18 protein-coding genes and 1 pseudogene are annotated in these 19426 nt (G+C 59.7%); all 19 read right to left on the reverse strand.

All coding sequences use genetic code 11. The features are described from left to right. Positions 1-4: 4 nt before the first annotated feature. Positions 5-1024, reverse strand: a complete 1020-nt coding sequence (fliG, locus tag ACOI8A_RS23385; protein WP_007958288.1) for a flagellar motor switch protein FliG — start codon at positions 1022-1024, stop codon at positions 5-7. After that, positions 1017-2804: a flagellar basal-body MS-ring/collar protein FliF gene (fliF, locus tag ACOI8A_RS23390; RefSeq protein ID WP_420657820.1), complete on the reverse strand. Its 1788-nt coding sequence runs from the start codon at positions 2802-2804 to the stop codon at positions 1017-1019. Before fliF ends, fliG begins: the two co-directional genes overlap by 8 nt. A 15-nt stretch (positions 2805-2819) precedes the next feature. Then, positions 2820-3146, reverse strand: a complete 327-nt coding sequence (gene fliE / locus ACOI8A_RS23395) for a flagellar hook-basal body complex protein FliE (RefSeq protein ID WP_420647970.1) — start codon at positions 3144-3146, stop codon at positions 2820-2822. Between the two features lie 126 nt (positions 3147-3272). After that, positions 3273-4664 carry a sigma-54-dependent transcriptional regulator gene (locus ACOI8A_RS23400; RefSeq protein WP_420647969.1) on the reverse strand — a complete coding sequence of 464 codons (1392 nt, stop codon included), beginning with the start codon at positions 4662-4664 and terminating at the stop codon, positions 3273-3275. A gap of 5 nt (positions 4665-4669) precedes the next feature. Further along, positions 4670-5869 (reverse strand): sensor histidine kinase, encoded by a 1200-nt coding sequence (locus ACOI8A_RS23405; RefSeq protein WP_420648097.1) that lies wholly within the window; start codon positions 5867-5869, stop codon positions 4670-4672. Between the two features lie 128 nt (positions 5870-5997). Next, the gene (locus ACOI8A_RS23410; protein ID WP_420647968.1) at positions 5998-7473 is read right to left on the reverse strand and encodes a sigma-54 dependent transcriptional regulator; all 1476 of its coding nucleotides are present in this window, start codon (positions 7471-7473) and stop codon (positions 5998-6000) included. A 173-nt stretch (positions 7474-7646) separates the two neighbouring features. Further along, complete coding sequence (locus tag ACOI8A_RS23415) at positions 7647-7943, reverse strand: flagellar protein FliT (RefSeq protein WP_420647967.1); 297 nt, start codon at positions 7941-7943, stop codon at positions 7647-7649. Positions 7944-7953: 10 nt separating this feature from the next. Further along, the gene (gene fliS, locus ACOI8A_RS23420; protein ID WP_420647966.1) at positions 7954-8352 is read right to left on the reverse strand and encodes a flagellar export chaperone FliS; all 399 of its coding nucleotides are present in this window, start codon (positions 8350-8352) and stop codon (positions 7954-7956) included. 126 nt (positions 8353-8478) lie between these two features. Then, on the reverse strand, positions 8479-9924 hold the full coding sequence (gene fliD, locus ACOI8A_RS23425) for a flagellar filament capping protein FliD (RefSeq protein WP_420647965.1): 1446 nt from the start codon (positions 9922-9924) through the stop codon (positions 8479-8481). A gap of 81 nt (positions 9925-10005) precedes the next feature. Then, positions 10006-10362, reverse strand: a complete 357-nt coding sequence (locus ACOI8A_RS23430; protein ID WP_420647964.1) for a flagellar protein FlaG — start codon at positions 10360-10362, stop codon at positions 10006-10008. A 72-nt stretch (positions 10363-10434) separates the two neighbouring features. Further along, positions 10435-11286: a flagellin domain-containing protein gene (locus ACOI8A_RS23435; RefSeq protein WP_420647963.1), complete on the reverse strand. Its 852-nt coding sequence runs from the start codon at positions 11284-11286 to the stop codon at positions 10435-10437. 244 nt (positions 11287-11530) lie between these two features. Continuing rightward, the gene (locus ACOI8A_RS23440; protein ID WP_420647962.1) at positions 11531-11797 is read right to left on the reverse strand and encodes a hypothetical protein; all 267 of its coding nucleotides are present in this window, start codon (positions 11795-11797) and stop codon (positions 11531-11533) included. Further along, positions 11794-13083 (reverse strand): motility associated factor glycosyltransferase family protein, encoded by a 1290-nt coding sequence (locus tag ACOI8A_RS23445; RefSeq protein WP_420647961.1) that lies wholly within the window; start codon positions 13081-13083, stop codon positions 11794-11796. Before ACOI8A_RS23445 ends, ACOI8A_RS23440 begins: the two co-directional genes overlap by 4 nt. Before the next feature lie 88 nt (positions 13084-13171). Beyond that, a complete protein-coding gene (locus tag ACOI8A_RS23450; protein WP_420647960.1) occupies positions 13172-14098 on the reverse strand; it encodes a ketoacyl-ACP synthase III in 927 nt (308 codons plus the stop codon). 226 nt (positions 14099-14324) lie between these two features. Beyond that, entirely contained in the window at positions 14325-15377 is a 1053-nt protein-coding gene (pseI, locus tag ACOI8A_RS23455; protein WP_420647959.1) for a pseudaminic acid synthase, read from the reverse strand. Positions 15378-15467: 90 nt separating this feature from the next. Next, positions 15468-16541, reverse strand: a pseudogene (gene pseG, locus ACOI8A_RS23460) (UDP-2,4-diacetamido-2,4,6-trideoxy-beta-L-altropyranose hydrolase); the annotation flags it as partial. After that, entirely contained in the window at positions 16538-17233 is a 696-nt protein-coding gene (gene pseF, locus ACOI8A_RS23465) for a pseudaminic acid cytidylyltransferase (RefSeq protein ID WP_420647958.1), read from the reverse strand. The gene pseF and the pseudogene pseG, both read right to left, overlap by 4 nt. 6 nt (positions 17234-17239) lie before the next feature. After that, on the reverse strand, positions 17240-18403 hold the full coding sequence (gene pseC, locus ACOI8A_RS23470) for a UDP-4-amino-4,6-dideoxy-N-acetyl-beta-L-altrosamine transaminase (protein WP_420647957.1): 1164 nt from the start codon (positions 18401-18403) through the stop codon (positions 17240-17242). Next, positions 18400-19401, reverse strand: coding sequence for a UDP-N-acetylglucosamine 4,6-dehydratase (inverting) (gene pseB / locus ACOI8A_RS23475; protein ID WP_420647956.1), 1002 nt, complete (start codon positions 19399-19401; stop codon positions 18400-18402). The genes pseC and pseB overlap by 4 nt, the downstream gene beginning before the upstream one ends. Positions 19402-19426: the final 25 nt, after the last annotated feature.

Raw genomic sequence — 19426 nt, forward strand, 5'->3', positions numbered from 1 at the left:
GGGCTTAGATCATTTCCTCGCCGCCCTTGCCACCGAGCACGATTTCTCCGGCTTCGGCCATACGGCGGGCGATGGTGAGGATTTCCTTCTGCGCGGTTTCGACGTCGCTGACGCGCACCGGGCCTTTGGCCTCGAGATCGTCGCGCAACAGTTCGGCCGCACGCTTGGACATGTTCTTGAAGATCTTTTCTTTGACGCCTTCGTCCGAACCCTTGAGGGCCAGCACCAGCACGTCCGAGGACACTTCGCGCAGCAACGCCTGAATGCCACGGTCGTCGACATCGGCGAGGTTGTTGAACACGAACATGAGGTCTTCGATCTGACCGGACAGGTCTTCGTCGACTTCGCGGATCGAGTCCATGAGCTGACCTTCGATGGAGCTGTCGAGGAAGTTCATGATGTCCGCCGCACGCTTGATGCCACCCAGGGTGGTGCGCGAGGCATTCGAGTTGCCGGAGAACTGCTTCTCGAGAATCTGGTTCAATTCTTTCAGCGCGGCAGGCTGCACGGTGTTCAACGACGAAACGCGCAGGATGATGTCCAGACGCACTTTGTGGTCGAAGTTGCCGAGCACTTCACCGGCCTGATCCGGGTCGAGGTACGCGACGACGATGGCTTGAATCTGCGGGTGCTCGTAACGGATCACGTCCGCCACGGCACGCGGTTCCATCCACTTCAGGCTGTCCAGACCGCTGGTGTTGCCACCCAGCAGAATCCGGTCGATCAGGCCGTTGGCCTTGTCTTCGCCCAAGGCCTGAGTGAGCATTTTGCGCACGTAGTCGTCGGAGCCGACCCCGAGGCTGGTCTGGTCGCCGACGATGTCGACGAACTCGCTCATCACCTGCTCGACCTGCTCGCGGTGGACGTTGCCCATTTGGGCCATCGCCACACCGACACGCTGAACCTCTTTGGGGCCCATGTGGCGCAGCACTTGGGCGGCGTCGGTCGAACCCAGGGACAGCAGCAGAATCGCGGCTTTATCGACCCGGGACAATTTGGCGACGGCGGCTCGGTTATCACTCATCTGCGTTAATCCACTCTTTCACGACCTGGGCCACACGACCCGGATCTTCTGCCACCAGACTCTTGATTGCGTTCAACTGTGCGTCATAGCCTTCGCTCGGGCTCGGCAGCAAGATGCTGGTCGGGCCGCCGAGGCTTACGCGATCGTTCGACAGTTCGCCGTCGAGACCGCCCATGCCGCCCAGTTCCATGTCGCCGCCCAGACCGGCCAGCTCCTTGGATTTGCCGCCGCCGGTGATGTTGTTGAGCACCGGACGCAGCACGCCGAACACCAGCACGAGGATGAACAACACACCCAGCACTTGTTTGACGATGTCCCAGAACCATGGCTGGGAGTAGAACGGAATATCGGCAATCACTTCGCCGCGTTCGGCGGAGAACGGCATGTTGATCACGCTGACGCTGTCGCCACGGCTGGCGTCGAAACCGACGGCGTCTTGCACCAGGCGCGTGAAGCGCGCCAATTCGTCGGTGGTCCACGGTGCACGCGTAGTCTCGCCGTTGGCTGCGTTGACCTTGACCTGATCGTCGACAACAACCGACACCGACAGACGGTTCAGGCGACCCTGCTGCTGTTTGGTGTGGCTGATGGAACGGTCGAGTTCGAAGTTCTTGGTGGATTGCTGACGCTTGTCTGCCGGGTACGGCGCGAGCATTGGCTGGCCGGTGGCCGGGTCCATGATCTGCTGACCGTTGGCATCAACCAGCGGCTGACCCGGTTGCACCATGCTCGCCGGCGCGGCTGCGCCACCGGTGGTTTGCGGGGCCGAGGCTGGCGCTGGCGGCTGGTTGCTCAGAGCACCCGGCACACCTTGCGGGCCATTGCTGGCGGTGCGTTGTTCGTTGACCGACTGTTCGCTGCGCAACGCCGGTTGATCCGGGTTGAACTGTTCGGCAGTCGATTCGACGGCGCTGAAATCGACGTCGGCCGAGACTTCAGCCTTGTAGCGATCGTTACCCAGTACCGGTTGCAGAATGTTGTGCACGCGCTGGGTGAGCATGCTTTCCATGCGGCGGCTGTAATCGAACTGCTTGCCGGCCATGGTCATTTCGGAGTTTTCCGCCTGATCCGAGAGCAGCGTGCCCTTCTGATCGACGACGGTGATCTGCGATTTGCTCAATTCGGGAACCGAGGTTGCGACCAGGTTGATGATCGCCACCACCTGGCCCGGCTCCAGCGAACGACCGGAGTACAGCTCGACCAATACCGAAGCACTCGGCTTGCGCTCGTCACGCACGAACACCGAACTCTTCGGAATCGCCAAATGCACGCGCGCGCCCTTGACGTTGTTCAGGCTGGAAATGGTGCGCGCCAGTTCACCTTCGAGGCCGCGACGATAACGGGTCGCTTCCATGAACTGACTGGTGCCCAGACCTTGTTCCTTGTCGAGGATTTCAAAACCGATATTGCCATCGCTGGGAGTGACACCAGCGGCCGCGAGCTTGAGCCGCGCACGGGACAGGTCATCGGCCTTGACCAGCAAGGCACCGGAGTTCGGTTCGACGGTGTAGGGAATGTCGGCGGCGGCCAGGGTGTCCATGACCTGCTTGGCGTCCATCCCGGCCAGGCTGCCGTACAGAGGACGGTAATCCGGCTGCTGCGACCACAGCACCACGGCAAAGCCAATCGCCACGCTCGCAGCCAGGCCGACCAACAGGCCCACCTGACGCAGCACGGTCATCTCGGAGAGGTTTTCCAGGAAGGACAGGCCGAAAAGCGGCGGTTTGCCGTCAATCGGGGTGGTCTTGGCCGGAACGTTATCGGCGACTGCTTCTGCCATGACTCAATCTCGTCCTTATACCGGCATCTGCATGATGTCTTGATACGCCTGAACCAGCTTGTTGCGTACTTGGGTCAGCGCTTGAAACGACACGCTGGCTTTCTGCGAGGAAATCATCACGTCCGTCAGATCGACGCCGCTTTTACCGATTTCGAACGCATTGGCCATCTGGGAGGAGGCCTGCTGGGTATCGCTGACTTTGTTGATCGCCTGACCGAGCATGTCGGAAAAGCTGCTGCCGGACATTTCCGGGACAGCGGCCGATTTCGGCGCAGACATGGCGTCCATTTGCATGGCGCGCATGTCCAGCATCAACCGATTAAATTCAATACCTTGGCTCATGGTCTACTCTCTTGGGCGGCCCGCAATTTTTTGACACTCACTCGGCGGGTACACAGGTGTTAGCAACAAGGGTGCCAGCTCTCGGCCGGCGCTTTCAGAAATACCGTTCAAACGTTTCGCAGTGATTCAGATGGCGAACAGATACGCCTCGACATCCATCCCCGCATCACGCATTTGCGCCAGTTTGTAGCGCAGCGTGCGTGGGCTGATTCCGAGTTTTTCCGCCGCCTCTTTGCGCCGGCCACGCTCGGCGCGCAGGGTGTCGATGATCATTTGAAACTCATGCCGACGCAGGTCATCGCCCAGCGCGCCGGGCGCATCGGACTCGATTTCGATGTCGCGAACGTTCGGTTGCAGCGCAGCCGTCACCGGCAACGCGGCGAATGTCACCGCCCCGGCGAGACAGAAATCCTGCGGCTGGATCAACCCGCCCTGCTGCAAGATCAACGCGCGCTGAATCGCGTTGTCCAGTTCCCGCACATTGCCCGGCCATGGATATGCGGTCAGACACGCGCACGCCTCAGGCGAGAGTTTCGCCGCTGCGTGCTTCATTTTATTGACGTGTTTGGCCAACAGCCTTTCAGCCAGCGGCAGGATATCGGCAGTTCTTTCGCGAAGTGGACGCCAGGCCAGGGGAAATACCGACAGACGGTAAAAAAGATCTTCACGAAAGCGCCCCGCCGCCACTTCAGCCGCCAGATCACGGTTGGTGGTGGCGACCACGCGGATATCGAGACTGATCGGCTTGCGCGCACCAACGCGCTCGACTTCGCGCTCTTGCAGCACCCGCAGCAACTTGGCCTGCAGGCCCAGCGGCATTTCGGAAATCTCATCGAGCAGCAACGTGCCGCCATCGGCCTGCTCGAACTTGCCCGCCTGCGCCGCGATGGCGCCGGTGAACGAACCTTTCTCGTGACCGAACAACGTCGCTTCGAGCATGTTGTCGGGAATCGCTGCGCAGTTGATCGCAATAAATGGCTGCGTGGCGCGACGGGATTGCTGATGGATATAACGCGCCAGCACTTCTTTGCCGGTGCCGGACTCGCCAGAGATCAAAACTGTCGAATCACTGCGTGCCACGCGCGCGGCCAATTCGAGTAACTGTGCTGACGCAGGTTCGACCGCAATCGGGCCTTCGCCTTCAATCGCACCGATGCTGCCCAAGGCATGCCGCGCCACCAGATCCAGCAACGCCTTGGGTTCGAACGGCTTGACCAGATAATCCGCCGCGCCCTGGCGCATCGCATCGACTGCGCGCTCGACTGCGCCGTGCGCGGTCATCAACAGCACCGGCAATTGCGGCTGACGTGCGCGCAACAGGCACAGCAACTGATGGCCATCCATGCCCGGCATGTTGACGTCGCTGAGCACCAGACTGAACGGCTCACGCTCCACGGCTTTCAGTGCATCTTCGGCCGAACCGACCGCGTGGTAGTCATGGCCGGCGAGCAGCAGCGTATCCGCCAGTGCTTCACGCAGCGCGCGGTCATCCTCGACCAGCAAAACCTTGATGCCCATATTTTTTACTCAGCTCCGTGTACAGCGCAAAACAGCGGCAGGATCACCTGCGCGCAGGTGCCGCGCCCGACCCGCGAGCGCAGTTGCAATTCTCCCTGATGGGCACGCGCCACCGCTTTGACCACGGTCAGCCCGAGGCCGGTGCCGGTGACTTTGGTGGTGAAAAACGGCTCACCGAGGCGCGCCAGCACCACTGGATCGATACCGCTGCCGCTGTCACTCACGCTCAGGCGCAGAGTGTTGTCGCGGGTGTAGCAATGCACTTTCAGGCGCACTGCACTGGCACTGGCACTGGCCTGAATCGCGTTTTCGATCAGATTGAGAATCGCCCCGACCAGCGTGTCGCGGTTGCACAGCAACTCGCCGGCATGGCTGTCGCATTGCCAGCGGATTGGCAGGTCCTGGACGTGGGTCGACGCCGCAGACTGCAACGCCTGCATCAAAGCAGTCGGCGTGATGCGGTCGGTCATTGGCAACTCGCCGCGAGCGAACACCAGCATGTCGCGCACTTGATGCTCCAGCTCGTGCAGGCGCTCCTTGAGCCGCCCGGCAAAGCGCTGCTGCGTGGCGACCGGCAGTTCCTGCTCGGTCAAATGACTGGCGTAGAGCAACGCGGCGGACAGCGGCGTGCGGATCTGATGCGCCAGCGAAGCGACCATGCGCCCCAACGACGACAGACGTTCATGGCGCGCCAGTTGATCTTGCAGATGACGGGTTTCAGTCAGGTCGTTGAGCAGCACCAACTGCCCCGGCTCGGCATCCAGCGAGCGGGTGGCAATCGACAGGCGTCGACCGTTCTTCAGAGAGATTTCGTGGCCGTCGTCTTCACGCGGCGCGAAGCAGCGGGCAATCACGTGACGCCACAACTCGCCTTCCAGCGGCAAACCCAGCAGTTCGGTGGCGGTCGGGTTGGCTTCGCAGACGACACCGTGCCCATCGATGACGATAACGCCACCAGGCAACAGATCGAGGAGGTTTTGCAGACGGTTGGCCAGGCGTTCTTTTTCCGCCAGCTCTTGCATGCGCTGGGCACTGACTACAGCCAGTTCACCCTTGAGCTCGGTCACCCGTGCTTCAAGCATGCTGTAGGAGTCGGTCAACTGGCTGGACATCTGATTGAACAGCGCGAAGGCCTGCTCAAGTCCCTGACGGCTCGCCTGTTCTGCGCACGGCAGCTGCGCCGAGGAGTCGGCAACTGGAGACATCTGGGAGGCTTGGGGCATTGTGCTCACTCGCTTGGCTGACCGTCAGTTAAACGGAACGTTGCGAGGGCTATAGCAATACCCGTGCCTAAAAAAAACTGCTTATAAATGAAGCAGTTGAAAAACAGGCGTCAATCCTCCGCCTGTTCATCTCCGTCGCGCCGGCTCATGCCGTACTTGCGCATCTTCTCCACCAGCGTAGTGCGGCGAATGCGTAAGCGTTCAGCGGCGCGCGCCACAATGCCATTGGCATCGTCGAGCGCCTGTTGGATCAGGCCCTGCTCCAGACCACCGAGGTAATCTTTCAAGTCCAGACCTTCCGGCGGCAACATGGCGTTGGCGGAGAAGTCCGGCGTATGGCCGTTGATCGCTACGCGTTCTTCAAGATCACTGCGCAGGCTGTCGACCAGTTGCTCGTCCTCGTCATCGACGTAGCGGAATTTCTTCGGCAACTCGACCACACCGATCACCCCGTACGGATGCATGATCGCCATGCGTTCCACGAGGTTGGCCAGCTCGCGGACGTTGCCCGGCCAGCCGTGACGGCACAGCGACATGATCGCAGCCGAATTGAAGCGGATCGAACCGCGCTTCTCGTGCTCCATGCGCGAGATCAATTCGTTCATCAGCAACGGAATGTCTTCGACGCGCTCACGCAGCGGCGCCATCTCGATCGGGAACACGTTCAGGCGATAGTACAAATCTTCGCGGAAGGTGCCGATCTCGATCATGCTTTCGAGGTTCTTGTGAGTCGCGGCGATGATGCGCACGTCGACACTTTGGGTCTTGTTGCTGCCCACGCGTTCGAAGGTTCGCTCCTGCAACACGCGCAGCAGCTTGACCTGCATCGGCAGCGGCATGTCGCCGATTTCGTCGAGGAACAGCGTACCGCCGTTGGCCAGCTCGAAGCGGCCCGCACGGCTGGTGATCGCGCCGGTGAAAGCGCCCTTCTCGTGGCCGAACAATTCGCTTTCCAGCAACTCGGCCGGGATCGCCCCGCAGTTGACTGGCACGAACGGCGCATCGCGGCGCTTGGAATGGTAATGCAGGTTGCGTGCGACCACTTCCTTGCCGGTGCCTGACTCGCCGAGGATCAGCACGCTGGCGTCGGTGTCGGCCACTTGCTGCATCATCTGCCGCACGTGCTGGATCGCGCGGCTGGTGCCGACGAGGCTGCGAAACAGATTGGGTTCGCGATGACGACCGCGCTCACGGGCCTGGTCATACATCTCGCGATAGACCTGGGCACGGTGCAGGGAGTCGAGCAATTTGCTGTAGCTGGGCGGCATTTCGAGGGTCGAAAGCACGCGGCGGCGCTGGTCGTCAGGCAGGTCGACGGAAGAATTATCGCCCATCAGCAAAACCGGAAGGAACTCATCCCAGGTTGAGAGTGTCTTTAACAAGCCCAAAAGTGCACCTGGAGCATTGACCGTCCCGATCAATACACAAATGACTTCACGACTTGATGACAAAGAGCCGACTGCCTGCTGCCAGTCATGGCTACCGCAGGGTAAATTTTCTTCGCCAAGAAAATTTAAAATCACCGCAAGGTCGCGGCGGCGGACGCTATCGTCATCGATCAGCAGAATTTTGGTTTCACGCCACATGCAATAGCAACTTCCCTAGTCAACTCAATGCCCGAAAATAAGGGGCAAGCGAGACGCTTGCAGGACACCATGTGCCTGTAGACGCCCGAAATCTGTAATCAGCCACTAGTTAAGTCAAAAAACCGTGCACAGTCAAATTTATGGCGCACGTGTCTGGATTAACTGAGGGTTAATTAACCAAACAGATGGTAAACCTTTGCCGCATTCTGCGCTTGGGTGATCTGCGACATCTCATCGGCAATTGCCTGACGCTCACCCATGGCAGCGTCAAGCAGTTGCTTGTAGACGTGCAGCAACTCCTCAAGATTGTCGCGCAACGCCACCTCATCCAGCGCAGCCTCACTCAAGACGTCTTCCATGCAGGAACGGCAATCGAGATCCAATTGGCCGATGACTTCCCAGTTGCGGTCGGCCAGGGCACCGATCAGCGCTTGCCGGGTGTCTTCGATTCGCTGCAATACAAGACTCATGGTGATCTCCTTAGAACTGAGGAGCTGGCGTAGGCGCGATGGCGTCCCAGCCTTCTTTGACCGTGCGCAGCAAACCGGCAACTTCATCGAGAATGCGCGGGTCGCTGGCGATGTTCGCTTCAGCCAGACGCTTCATCATGTAGATGTACAGACTGTCCAGATCACTCAGCGTATCCGCGCAGTTGTCCAGATCCAGGCCTTCACGCAGCCCGCTGACAATGCCAATGGCCTTGCTGATCGACGTGCATTTGGCCGGTACGTCTTTTCGCTCGATGGCGCCTTTGGCCTGAGCGATGCGATCCAGGCCACCTTCCATGAGCATCTGGACCAGACGGTGCGGGCTCGCTTCGGAGGTCTGAGCGTGTGCGCCGATCTTCTGATATTGCCGCAGCGCTAACATTGGGTTCATGGTCTACCTCATTGCCACAATGACTCGTATGACCAGTGTATCGCCATCGAGCCAAAAAACTTTAGCGTAAAAGACAAAAACCCGGCGCGCCTCTGAAAGCGCAGCCGGGTTTTTGTCGTTCGAGATTTACTTCGCGGATTGCTGCGCGGTCAACGACGCGAAGAACGAGGTAATGTTGCTCGCCGTCGCTTTCATCTGCCCAACCAGCAAGTCCATGGCGTTGTATTTGGCCGTCAGGGTCTTGGTCAGGTTGGCGACACGAATATCGAGTGCCTCCTGCTGATTGGCAATCTTCTTGCCGTTCGCGGTCAGATCAGCAAGGCGCTGATCAAGCATACCTTTGGATGTGATACTGGCGGGCTTGAGATACGGGTCGAGCGACTTGCTCATACGCGACAACAGGCCATTGGTGTCGTTGGTGCCCGCGAACAGTTGCTGTATCTGACCAGTGGTGCCGGGCGTAGCCATGCTTTTGGTAAACGCGGCTGCGTCGAACTTCAGCTCACCCGTGTTCTGGTCGGTCATTACACCAATTTGCGACAAAACGCCTACTGGGCCACCCGTCGTATTATTGGTCAGTTCTGCGCGGATGTCGCTCATCAGCTTGCGCGTCATCGAATCGCCAGTGAACGCAGCCTGCACGGTCAGCTTGCCATCCTCGTCCGGCGTCGCTTTGGACAAGGTATCAATAGTTTTCTTGAGCGTGTTGTACGCATCAACGAAGGATTGAATCGAGGTCTGCAGACCTTTGGTGTTGGGCTCGACGCCCACCGTCACAGTTGTGCCTGGCGCAGTGGTGGTCACCAGATTCAGGGTCAGGCCACTGACTGCACCCGTCACGGTATTGGTCTTGCTGGTCACCGGCAGACCGTCGATGGTCAGGCTCGCATCCTTGGCCAGACCGTTGATCGAACCGGAACTGCCCGCCGTCGGTGTAGCGCCCATTTCCTGAGTGCCATCGATCTCCAGGCCGGCGATGCCGCTGAGTTTGAGATCTGTACCTGCGCCAGTCTTGTTCGAACTGACGACCAGACGCGAAGCACCGCTGCTGTCAGTCACGATATTGGCGGAAATACCGGCAGGACCCGCCGAGGCGTTGATAGCGTCGCGCGTGCTCTGCAACGTCGCGTTGGCCGGAATCGTGACCGGGATATCAATACCATTTTGAGTGATTTTCAGAGTACCACTCGGAATGGCACTGGCTGCACCGCCGGCGAAGGCTGCGCTGGCTACTTTCGAGCCGGTGGCCAAGGACGAGACGAAAACATTGTAAGTGCCGGCAACTGCAGTGTTATCACTCGTCGCGGTAAGCACCGAAGGCGTACCTGAAGTCGCCGAGAAACCGGCAAACGCAGGCGCGGTCTTGCTGCCCAGGTTGGTCATGGCGGTCTGGAATGCGGTCAACGCACTCTTCAACGAACCGACACCGGAAATCTTCAGAGAATTGTTCTTCGTCTGGGTGTCGATCTGCGTCTGTTTCGGCGCTTTGTCAGCATTGACCAGTGCGGTCACGATTGCGCCGATGTCCAGGCCGGAACCCAGGCCGGAGCCGGGTAGAATTGGACTTGCCATGTGCATCTCCTTTCATGATGTTGCCAGTCTTTTGACCTTTGCCAGCGCCTAAAGCACTTCAAACACTATTCATGCCAGCTATCAGACTTTAGCGTCGAACAATACATGACTCGCATTGCTCAGACTTTCAGCCAGCTTGAGGGCTTCTGCGGAAGGGATCTGTCGTACAACCTCACCCGTTTCGCTCGCGATCACCTTGACGATGACCTTTCCAGAATGCTCGTCAATCGAGAATTCCAGGTTGCGCTTGATCGACTGTACAAACTTTTCGATCTCCTGCACCGCCAGTTTCAGCTTGGTCTCATCCGAATCACCGCTCTTTTCGGGAGCAGCGACCACAGCGACGACCTGAGGCTTCGTCTCTGGCTGTTTGTCAGCGACGATGTTGGCTGGCTTGGGCGCCGGATAAGCCACGTTAAGCTTGACGCTCATGTCCATGCTCATCACCTCTGAACGTAAAAAGCGAGAGAGCACGACAAGCGCACTCCCCCGCTAAAACTTATTCCGAAATTACTGAAGCAGCTTCAGTACAGCGGAAGGCAGTTGGTTGGCTTGAGCCAGTACGGAGGTCGAAGCCTGTTGCAGGGTTTGCTGCTTGGTCAGGTTAGCAGTCTCAGCGGCGAAGTCGGTATCTTGTACGCGACCTTGTGCTGCAGTGGTGTTTTCCACGATGTTCTGCAGGTTGGAGATGGTGCTGGTCAGACGGTTTTGCGAAGCACCCAGGCTCGAACGAGTGCCGTTGATCGCGGCAATTGCAGCGTCGATCGCGGTGATTGCGTTGTCGATGTTGGCAGCAGCGCCCGATACGCTTGCACCGGTCAGAACTACAGTACCGCTACCTACGGACAGGCTGACGGCGTCGAACTTGGAGCTCAGTACCAGGTCGATGTGGTTAGCCGAACCGGTGTTTGCGCCCACTTGCAGGGTCACAGTACCAGCCGAACCGTCCAGCAGGTTTTTGCCGTTCAGGTTGGTGGAAGCAGAGATACGGGTCAGTTCGTCCGACATCTGGGCGAATTCGTCGTTCGTTGCTTTCTGGTCGATGCTGCCGTTGGTACCGGTACGGGCTTTAACAGCCAGTTCACGCATACGCTGCAGAATGTCGGTCGAAGCTTGCAGAGCGCCTTCAGCGGTCTGAGCAACGGAGATACCGTCGTTGGCGTTCTGGATCGCCTGGTTGCCACCACGGATCTGGGAAGTCATGCGGGTAGCGATCTGCAGGCCAGCGGCGTCGTCTTTAGCGCTGTTGATTTTCAGGCCGGAAGACAGGCGCTGCATCGAAGTCGACAGAGCGTCGGAAGCGCGGTTCAGGTTTTTCTGAACGTTCAACGACGTAGTGTTGGTGTTTACTGTTAAAGCCATGACGAATTCCTCGTTGGTTGGGTACTGCGGCTTCCGGCCCTGGCAACCGCCGGGTATGGCCTAGAGAACCTTCGTAATAGTTATCGTCGGGTTTGCAGGTTGCTTGAGGGCTTTTTGAAAAAATATTGCCATCACCCTGCCACTCCCAAAAAAACAAGGGCTTAGCGCGCTCCGCCCACGAAAAAAATGACGCCAAAAAACTGCCCGTACCACCAACCCTTGCGCCAGAGCCGTCGATCCCCCCTCAGCGCTGCGCGCTGTCGAGCAATTCAATCAGTTCATACTCGACGAAATCGGCAAGCCCCAACCAATCCTGGCGTTCCTGACACGCCAATATGTGTGTCAGCACCTGTGCCCACGACTGCTGAACCTCCTCAGAGGCGAGTGAAAAAAACCGCTGCGCCTCGTCGAATACGTCGACCATGGTCAGCGCCGCTTCGACATCACGCCCCAAACGAAACAATCCGGCGCATTCGCGGCATGCGCTGATGCAATCCATCTGCGCACTCATTGCACAAACTCCGGATTGAATTGCGTGCCCACGATCATCGCCCCTGCCCGACTGCTGTTAAGGAAGCTGACCTCTGGATGCAGAGCGATGTAACGCTCCAGCACACACAGGTAGCCACGAAAGTTCAACTGCGTCCTGACCCGTTCGCCATTGCCGTCACGGACCCAGTGCCGAGCCTGCTCCAGGGCTGGCCCCAGATCGCCATCGTTCCATCCGGCATGCGTCTTGTTCATCGGGAAGGCAAAGTCGGCGCCGAACAGGGTGATGCGCGTGCCGCCCATTTTCACGGCCAGGTCCACGGCGGGGTGAATCACACTGCCACCCGCATGCAATTCGGCCCGAGGGTGCTGATCACGCAACGTGGCATAGACAGGGCTGGCGGTATAAGCGCCATAGCGCTTGCCCCTCCAGGCCTTCAACACCTGCGGTGAGCTCATGGGCAGGTACACCAGCGGGATGCCGTCGGACTCCTCGAAAGGCAGGTGCCGAAAGCTGATCAACTGATCGATCGTCACCACCAGATCGGGAATGATCCCGTGCTGGCGCAAAGGCCGATAGGCCGTGTCGACACAAATGAACAGCGGACGGTCGACCTGACCGCGCACCGACGCCAGCCGTTCAAAATGCCCTTCCAGACTCGGCCCGGTGCCGATCACATAGATTTCGCGGCCGCTGCAGGTGCCAAACAGTTGCGCCACGTCATCATCGCCAAGCAGCACCTCCAGGCTATCGCGCAAGCGCTGCTGAATCGCCGGCAATTGCGGATCGAACTCGCGATTGTTGAAACTCAGGTGAACCTCATTGACCAGCCGATCACGAATCTTCGCGCTGAAGTCATCGGCCAGGAGCATTTCGGCGGGCAGCGCAAAAAACGGCGTGTGGATATCCGCGTGATCGCCGGCATACATCAGTTCCACTCTGGGGTCTTCAAGCCATGGCCGCTGGTCGAGCAACTGCAGAACCAACGCAAACAAGGCGCCGTTGAGGATGTGCACATACAACCTCTCCAGTGCGGCGCGCTCGAGCAACACCGACGGCAGGTCGCCAAGGCCGGTGCCGTAGATGTGCACCCGGGGCTTTTCCGGCAGGCTGGCCGCCTGGACCCGGGCCTCGTGGATCCGGTCGTGGCGACTGGTCAGTTGAATCCCGTCCACACTCAGCGTAGAGCCCAGGCCTTGCACCAGTTCGGCTTGAATGGCCGACGCGTCCTCAGCCAGCAATCGTGCAAACACCGCCGGCCAGCGTTGCTGGATCACCTGGGCGTTGGCTTGGAAAAACTCGCTCATGGTGCCTTGCGCTCCGTTTCAGGCAAAAAAAATAGCGTTCAAGGTTAACCTTGAACGCTATTTTTGTATCCGCCGTTTTTGACCAGACTCAAGGACGATAGATAATCGCCGAGCCCCACGACAGGCCAACGCCGAAACCGCTGATCGCCACGCGCTGCCATTGCGAGTCGAGCGCATGTTTTTCCAGCAGCAACGGAATGCTCGACGACACGGTGTTACCGGTCTCGACCATGTCCTTGATGAACTTCTCCGGCTCGCCTTCGAAGCGTCGCGCCACGGCATCGACGATCGCCGCGCTGCCCTGGTGGATGCAGAACGCATCGATGTCATCGGACTTCAGACCGGAGTCGTCAAGCAATTCATGCAAGTGCGCCGGGACTTTGAGCAGCGCGAAGTTGAACACCTGACGACCGTTCATGAAGAACACGCCATCGGTCACCTTCAAGTGCGGTGCGCCGGCACCGTCGGTGCCGAACTTGGCTTTGCCCAAGGCCCAGAGCGGATCTTCACCCATCCAGGTCGCGGTGGCGGCATCGCCGAAAAGCATGGTGGTGTTGCGATCTTCCGGGTCGACGATCTTCGAATACGGGTCAGCGGTGATCAGCAGACCGTTTTTCAGGCCGGCGGCTTCCATGAAACCCTTGATCGCGTAGATGCCGTAGACGTAACCGGAGCAGCCCAGGGAAATATCGAACGCCGCGACCGTGGTCGGCAGGCCGAGCTTGTCCTGGACGATGGCTGCGGTGTGCGGCAGACCTTCTTCGTCACCGTTCTGGGTGACCACGATCAGCGCGTCAATCGCTTCACGTTTCAGCGCAGGGTTGCTGGCGAACAGCGCATTGGCTGCTTCAACACACAGATCGGAGGTTTCCTGATCAGCGTCTTTGCGTGGCAGAAAGGCTGAACCGATCTTGCCGAGGATGAAATCTTCATCCTTCTCGAATTTTGCACCTTGTGCGTAATTGTCCACGCCGGCTACAGGAACGTAGCTCGCAATGCTTTTTATGCCAATCATTACGGCTTCCCAATAATAAACAGCCCAATACCACCGCTCGCAAGGATTCGAGGGGCGCCGACAGACAGACAAAAGCCGCCACAACGGGCAGCCACGGGGGAGCGCAAAGGGCTATCACTGCAACCGATAACGGGTCAGGCGCCATCTCCCCGGTCAATACAATACAGTGAAGATGCGCGTTATGACTCACAGGTCACGCTATTTTGCCGAATCGGTGCAGATCGGCTTATTCGATCAGTGACCAGTCCAGCGGCGTGCCGCGTTTGATCGGCGCGCGGGCGCGGCGTCCGAGAACCGCCTCGGTGTGCTTGGGTGGCAGACCGAGACCGGGACGAATCGCCCGCAGATTGTCCGCACTAAAGGCTTCACCAGCGGCCATATCAGCGGTGACGTACAGCGAACGGCGGTAAACCACCGACTTCAGTTCAGCCTCAGTCGGGCCGTATTGCACCTGGCCCATGGCCTGCCAGGCGCGTTCGGTTTCCAGCACCAGGCTGGCCATTTCTGCCGGCTCCAGCGAGAAGCTGGCGTCCACGCCACCCGCCGCGCGGTCCAGCGTGAAGTGTTTTTCTACGACAGTGGCACCTAATGCAACAGCGGCCACCGACACGCCAACACCCATCGAGTGATCGGACAGCCCGACTTCACAGCCAAACAACTCGCGCAGATGCGGGATCGTGCGCACGTTACTGTTGGCCGGCGTCGCCGGATAAGTGCTGGTGCACTTGAGCAACACCAGATCCTTGCACCCCGCCTCACGCGCCGCGCGTACGGTCTCGTCGAGTTCAGCGATGCTGGCCATGCCGGTGGAGATGATCAGTGGTTTGCCGGTGGCGGCCACGCGGCGGATCAACGGCAGATCAGTGTTTTCAAAACTGGCGATCTTGTAGGCCGGCACATCGAGGCTTTCCAGAAAGTCCACCGCCGTGTCATCGAACGGCGTCGAAAACGCGAGCATCCCCAGTTCTTTCGCCCGGGCGAAGATCGGCGCGTGCCATTCCCAAGGCGTGTGGGCCTTTTCATACAAGTCATACAGCGATGTGCCGGCCCACAGACTTCCCGGATCCTTGATGAAGAATTCGCCCTCAGTCAGATCCAGAGTCATGGTTTCGGCGGTATAGGTTTGCAGCTTCAAGGCATGCGCGCCGGCCTTGGCCGCCGCTTCGACGATCTGCAGCGCCACGTCCAGCGACTGGTTATGGTTGCCGCTCATCTCGGCAATGATGAAGGGCGGCGCGTCGGCACCGATCAGACGGTTGCCAATCTTGAAACTGCTCATGTGCGGTGTTCCTTGAAAACTCGGGTAAACCCGCAAGCACCGAGGATCAACCCGGCCTCGCGAAATACATTAAATGCGGGTCGATTGACCATCCGGCGTCGCCGGGCGTACCGCGTCAGCCAGTGCTGTCGCCACCCGCCGCGCACCGCGCCCATCCACCAGTTGCCGCGAACGCTCGGCCAGGCTCTGGCGCAAATAATAGTTGTCGGCGACAAAACCGATCGCCAGTCGCAGTTGCTCGACACTGACCTGCTCACGCGCGCCCATGAACACATGCGCGCCGGCCGCCGCCATGATCTCGCCGTTGGCCTGCTGGTTGTTCGACACCGCAATGCAGATCGTCGGCAGACCCAGCGCCGCACGCTCCCAACTGGTGCCGCCGCCAGCGCCGATAAACACATCGGCTTGAGTCATGCGCTGATAGAAATCGCTGACAAAACTGTGCAGGCGCCAGTGTGGGCGCGTCTCGGCAAGGGTCTGCATCTGCGCCCATGCCGGGTTGTCGGCACCGGCGAGAAAATCCACTTCCAGCTCCGGGAAATCCGCCAGCGCGAGCATCGCGTGATGAGTCTGCATGGCAGCGTCGAAGCCGCCGAAATTCACCAGCACGCGCGTTGCCTTGGGTTTGATCTCGATGGCCGGGCAGATGAACTCTTCACGCAGCATCGCGTAACGCGGGCCGAGCAAGGTTTGGCAGTGTTCCGGCAGCAGCGGCGCATAGTTTTCGTGCAGGCCGGACAGATTCTGATTGAGCAGCAGATCGACGCTATAACGCCGGGTCGCCAGATCGTCGACCGCAGCAATCCGAGGTGCCCAGCGGCGCGCGGCGGTTTGCCAGTGATGATCGAGACCGTAGTGGTCAGCGATGATCCAGTCGAACCCGGCCTGCCCTTCAAGCAGTGCCGCCAACGCGTCGATATCCGCCTGCCACGGCAGCATCGCTTCGATGGCCTGCTGCGGGTCTTCATCGGCGTAGCGCTCGGGCAGCGCGAAAGTCTGAAAACCTTCAGCATGCAAGAAATCGAGTCGATGCCCCGGCAAACGCCGGCAGGCAAACGCGACATGACTGCCCTGCGCGCGCAGCACTCGCGCCAGCGTCAGGCAACGGGCGATGTGGCCACTGCCGATAGTTGGCGAGGCGTCGGCGCGGATCAGCACTCTCATTGCAGCTCTCCACCGGCCTTGAGCGCGGCGTAGAGATATTCGGCACGCTGCCAGTCTTCAGGCGTGTCGATGTCCTGCACCAGATGCCGCGGCAAAATAACCGGCAGACTGGCCGGCGAAAACATGACCTCGCCACTCAGCCAGGCCGCACTGCGTCCCCAGTAGAACTGGCCTGCATCCTGAAAGGCTTCAGGCAGATCCTGCGAGCGGGTATTGCGAAACTGCGGATAGAGCGGCGTCAATGCGCCCTGCCCGTCCAGGGTCAGCGCACGTTGCACCGGAAAACCGAAACTGCACACCGAAAACGCGAACGACTTGTCTGCATGCTGCTCAAGCAACTCAAAGCCCTGACGCAGATAACGCGTCTGCAACAAAGGTGCGGTGGCGTACACACAACAGGCATAGTCGAAGGCCGGCAGTTGCTGCAAGGCATGCACGATCACCGCCGCAGTGCCGGCGAAATCATCAGCCAACTCCGCCGGACGCATGAACGGCACCTCGGCGCCATGCGCGCGGGCGATCTCGGCGATCTCCTGATCATCGGTGCTGACCACCACCTGATCGAACAGACCCGACTCCAGCGCCGTGCGAATCGAGCGGACGATCATCGGCACGCCGTCGAACGCTTTGAGGTTCTTGCGCGGGATGCGCTTGCTGCCACCGCGCGCCGGAATGATCGCCACACAACTCACGTAAAACTACTCCTCAAGCAGCAGCCGACGCAGATGCTCGACCACATGGTCCTGTTGTTCTTCGCTGAGCAGCGGGAACAGCGGCAAGCTGATCGCCTCGGCGTAATAACGTTCAGCCTCGGGGAAATCGCCCTCGGCAAAACCCAGGTCGCGATAGTACGGCTGCAGATGCACGGGAATATAGTGCAGATTCACCCCGATCCCGGCCGCGCGCAAACCTTCGAACACCTGACGATGGCTGAGATTGCAGCGCTCCGTCTGCAAGCGCACCACGTACAGATGCCACGCCGACTCGGCCTCCGGCTGCGGGCTGGGCAAGGTCAGTGGCAAGTAGGCGAGCAGTTGATCGTAACGCGCCGCCAGTTCACGGCGACGCGTTACGAAATCATTCAGTTTGCTCAGTTGCGACAGCCCCAGCGCCGCTTGCAGATCGGTGATCCGGTAATTGAAACCGAGCTCGATCTGTTGGTAGTACCACGGGCCGTGACTGGCTTCGCTCATCTGCTGCGGATCGCGGGTCATGCCGTGGCTGCGCAGGCGTTGCAGACGCTCGGCCAGCTCCGGGCGATTGGTCAACACCATGCCGCCCTCGCCACTGGTGATGATTTTCACCGGGTGGAAACTGAACACCGTCATCGCCGCGAATTCGCCGCAACCGACCGGACGCCCAGCATAGGACGCACCCACCGCGTGCGAAGCATCTTCGATCACGGTGAAGTTGTAGCGCGTCGCCAGTTCGGCAATCTGGCGCATGTCGCAGCTCTGCCCGGAGAACGCCACCGCAACCAGGACTTTAGGCAGTTTTTCTTCGCGCTCGGCTTGCTCAAGCTTGGCCGCCAGCGCAAAAGCGTCGAGGTTCCAGGTCAGCCGGTCGATATCCACGAAGTCGACATCGGCCCCGCAGTAACGCCCGCAATTGGCCGACGCGAGAAAGGTGTTCGGCGTGGTCCACAGTCGATCACCCGGCCCCAGTCCCGCAGCCAGACAGGCAATGTGCAGCGCCGCTGTGGCGTTGCACACCGCCACGCCGTAAGCCGCCTGGCAACGTTCGGCCATGGCCTGTTCGAAGCGCTCGATGGTCGGCCCTTGGGTCAGCCAGTCGGACTGCAGCACCTCGACAACGGCGTCGATGTCCGCCTGATCAACGCTCTGCCGACCGTAGGGAATCATGCCGAGAGATCCGCGTGCAGGTCAGCGATCTGCCCCACCGAGAGGAACTGCGGATTGGTGTCGGAGCGGTATTCGAAATCCTCGCCGACCGAATGGCCACGCTCGCCGAGCTGATCCACGGCAAAATCCACGTCGACGCTGGTAAAGCGAATCGACGGCTGAATCGTGTAGTGATCGTCGAACTCCAGGGTCATCCGCGCATCGTCCAGCGGCACCATCAATTCATGCAGTTTCTCGCCCGGACGAATACCGACATTCTTGTGCGGCAAATGCCCGGCCATGCCGCGCGCCAGATCGACGATGCGGATCGACGGAATCTTCGGCACGAACACTTCGCCGCCATGCATGCGCGCGAAGCTGTCGAGCACAAATTGCACGCCGTGATCGAGGGTGATCCAGAAACGCGTCATGCGCTCGTCGGTGATTGGCAACTCGGTCGCGCCTTCAGCAATCAGCTTGTTGAAGAACGGCACTACCGAGCCGCGCGAACCGGCGACGTTGCCATAGCGCACCACGGCAAAACGCGTGTGCTGCTCGCCGGCAATGTTGTTGGCGGCGACGAACAGTTTGTCCGACAGCAGCTTGGTTGCGCCGTACAGATTGATCGGGCTGGCCGCTTTGTCGGTGGACAGCGCGACAACCTTTTGCACGCCGTTGTCGATGGCCGCCGCGATGATGTTTTCCGCGCCGTTGACGTTGGTGCGGATGCATTCGGTCGGGTTGTATTCGGCCGCCGGCACCTGCTTCAACGCCGCCGCATGGATCACGTAATCGATGCCGCGCATGGCCTGACGCAAACGCTCGGCATCGCGCACGTCACCGAGAAAATAACGCATGCACGGCGCGTTGAACGTCTGCTGCATCTCGTACTGCTTGAGCTCATCGCGCGAAAACACCACCACGCGCTTGGGCTGATATTGCTCCAGCAAGCGGCGGATGAAGTTGCGCCCGAACGAGCCGGTGCCGCCGGAGATGAAAATCGATTTACCGTTGAACATGTCTTGAGTCCTGTTTGCTGTGCGC

This window comes from Pseudomonas sp. P4795 (genome assembly GCF_048822895.1).
GTDB lineage: Bacteria > Pseudomonadota > Gammaproteobacteria > Pseudomonadales > Pseudomonadaceae > Aquipseudomonas.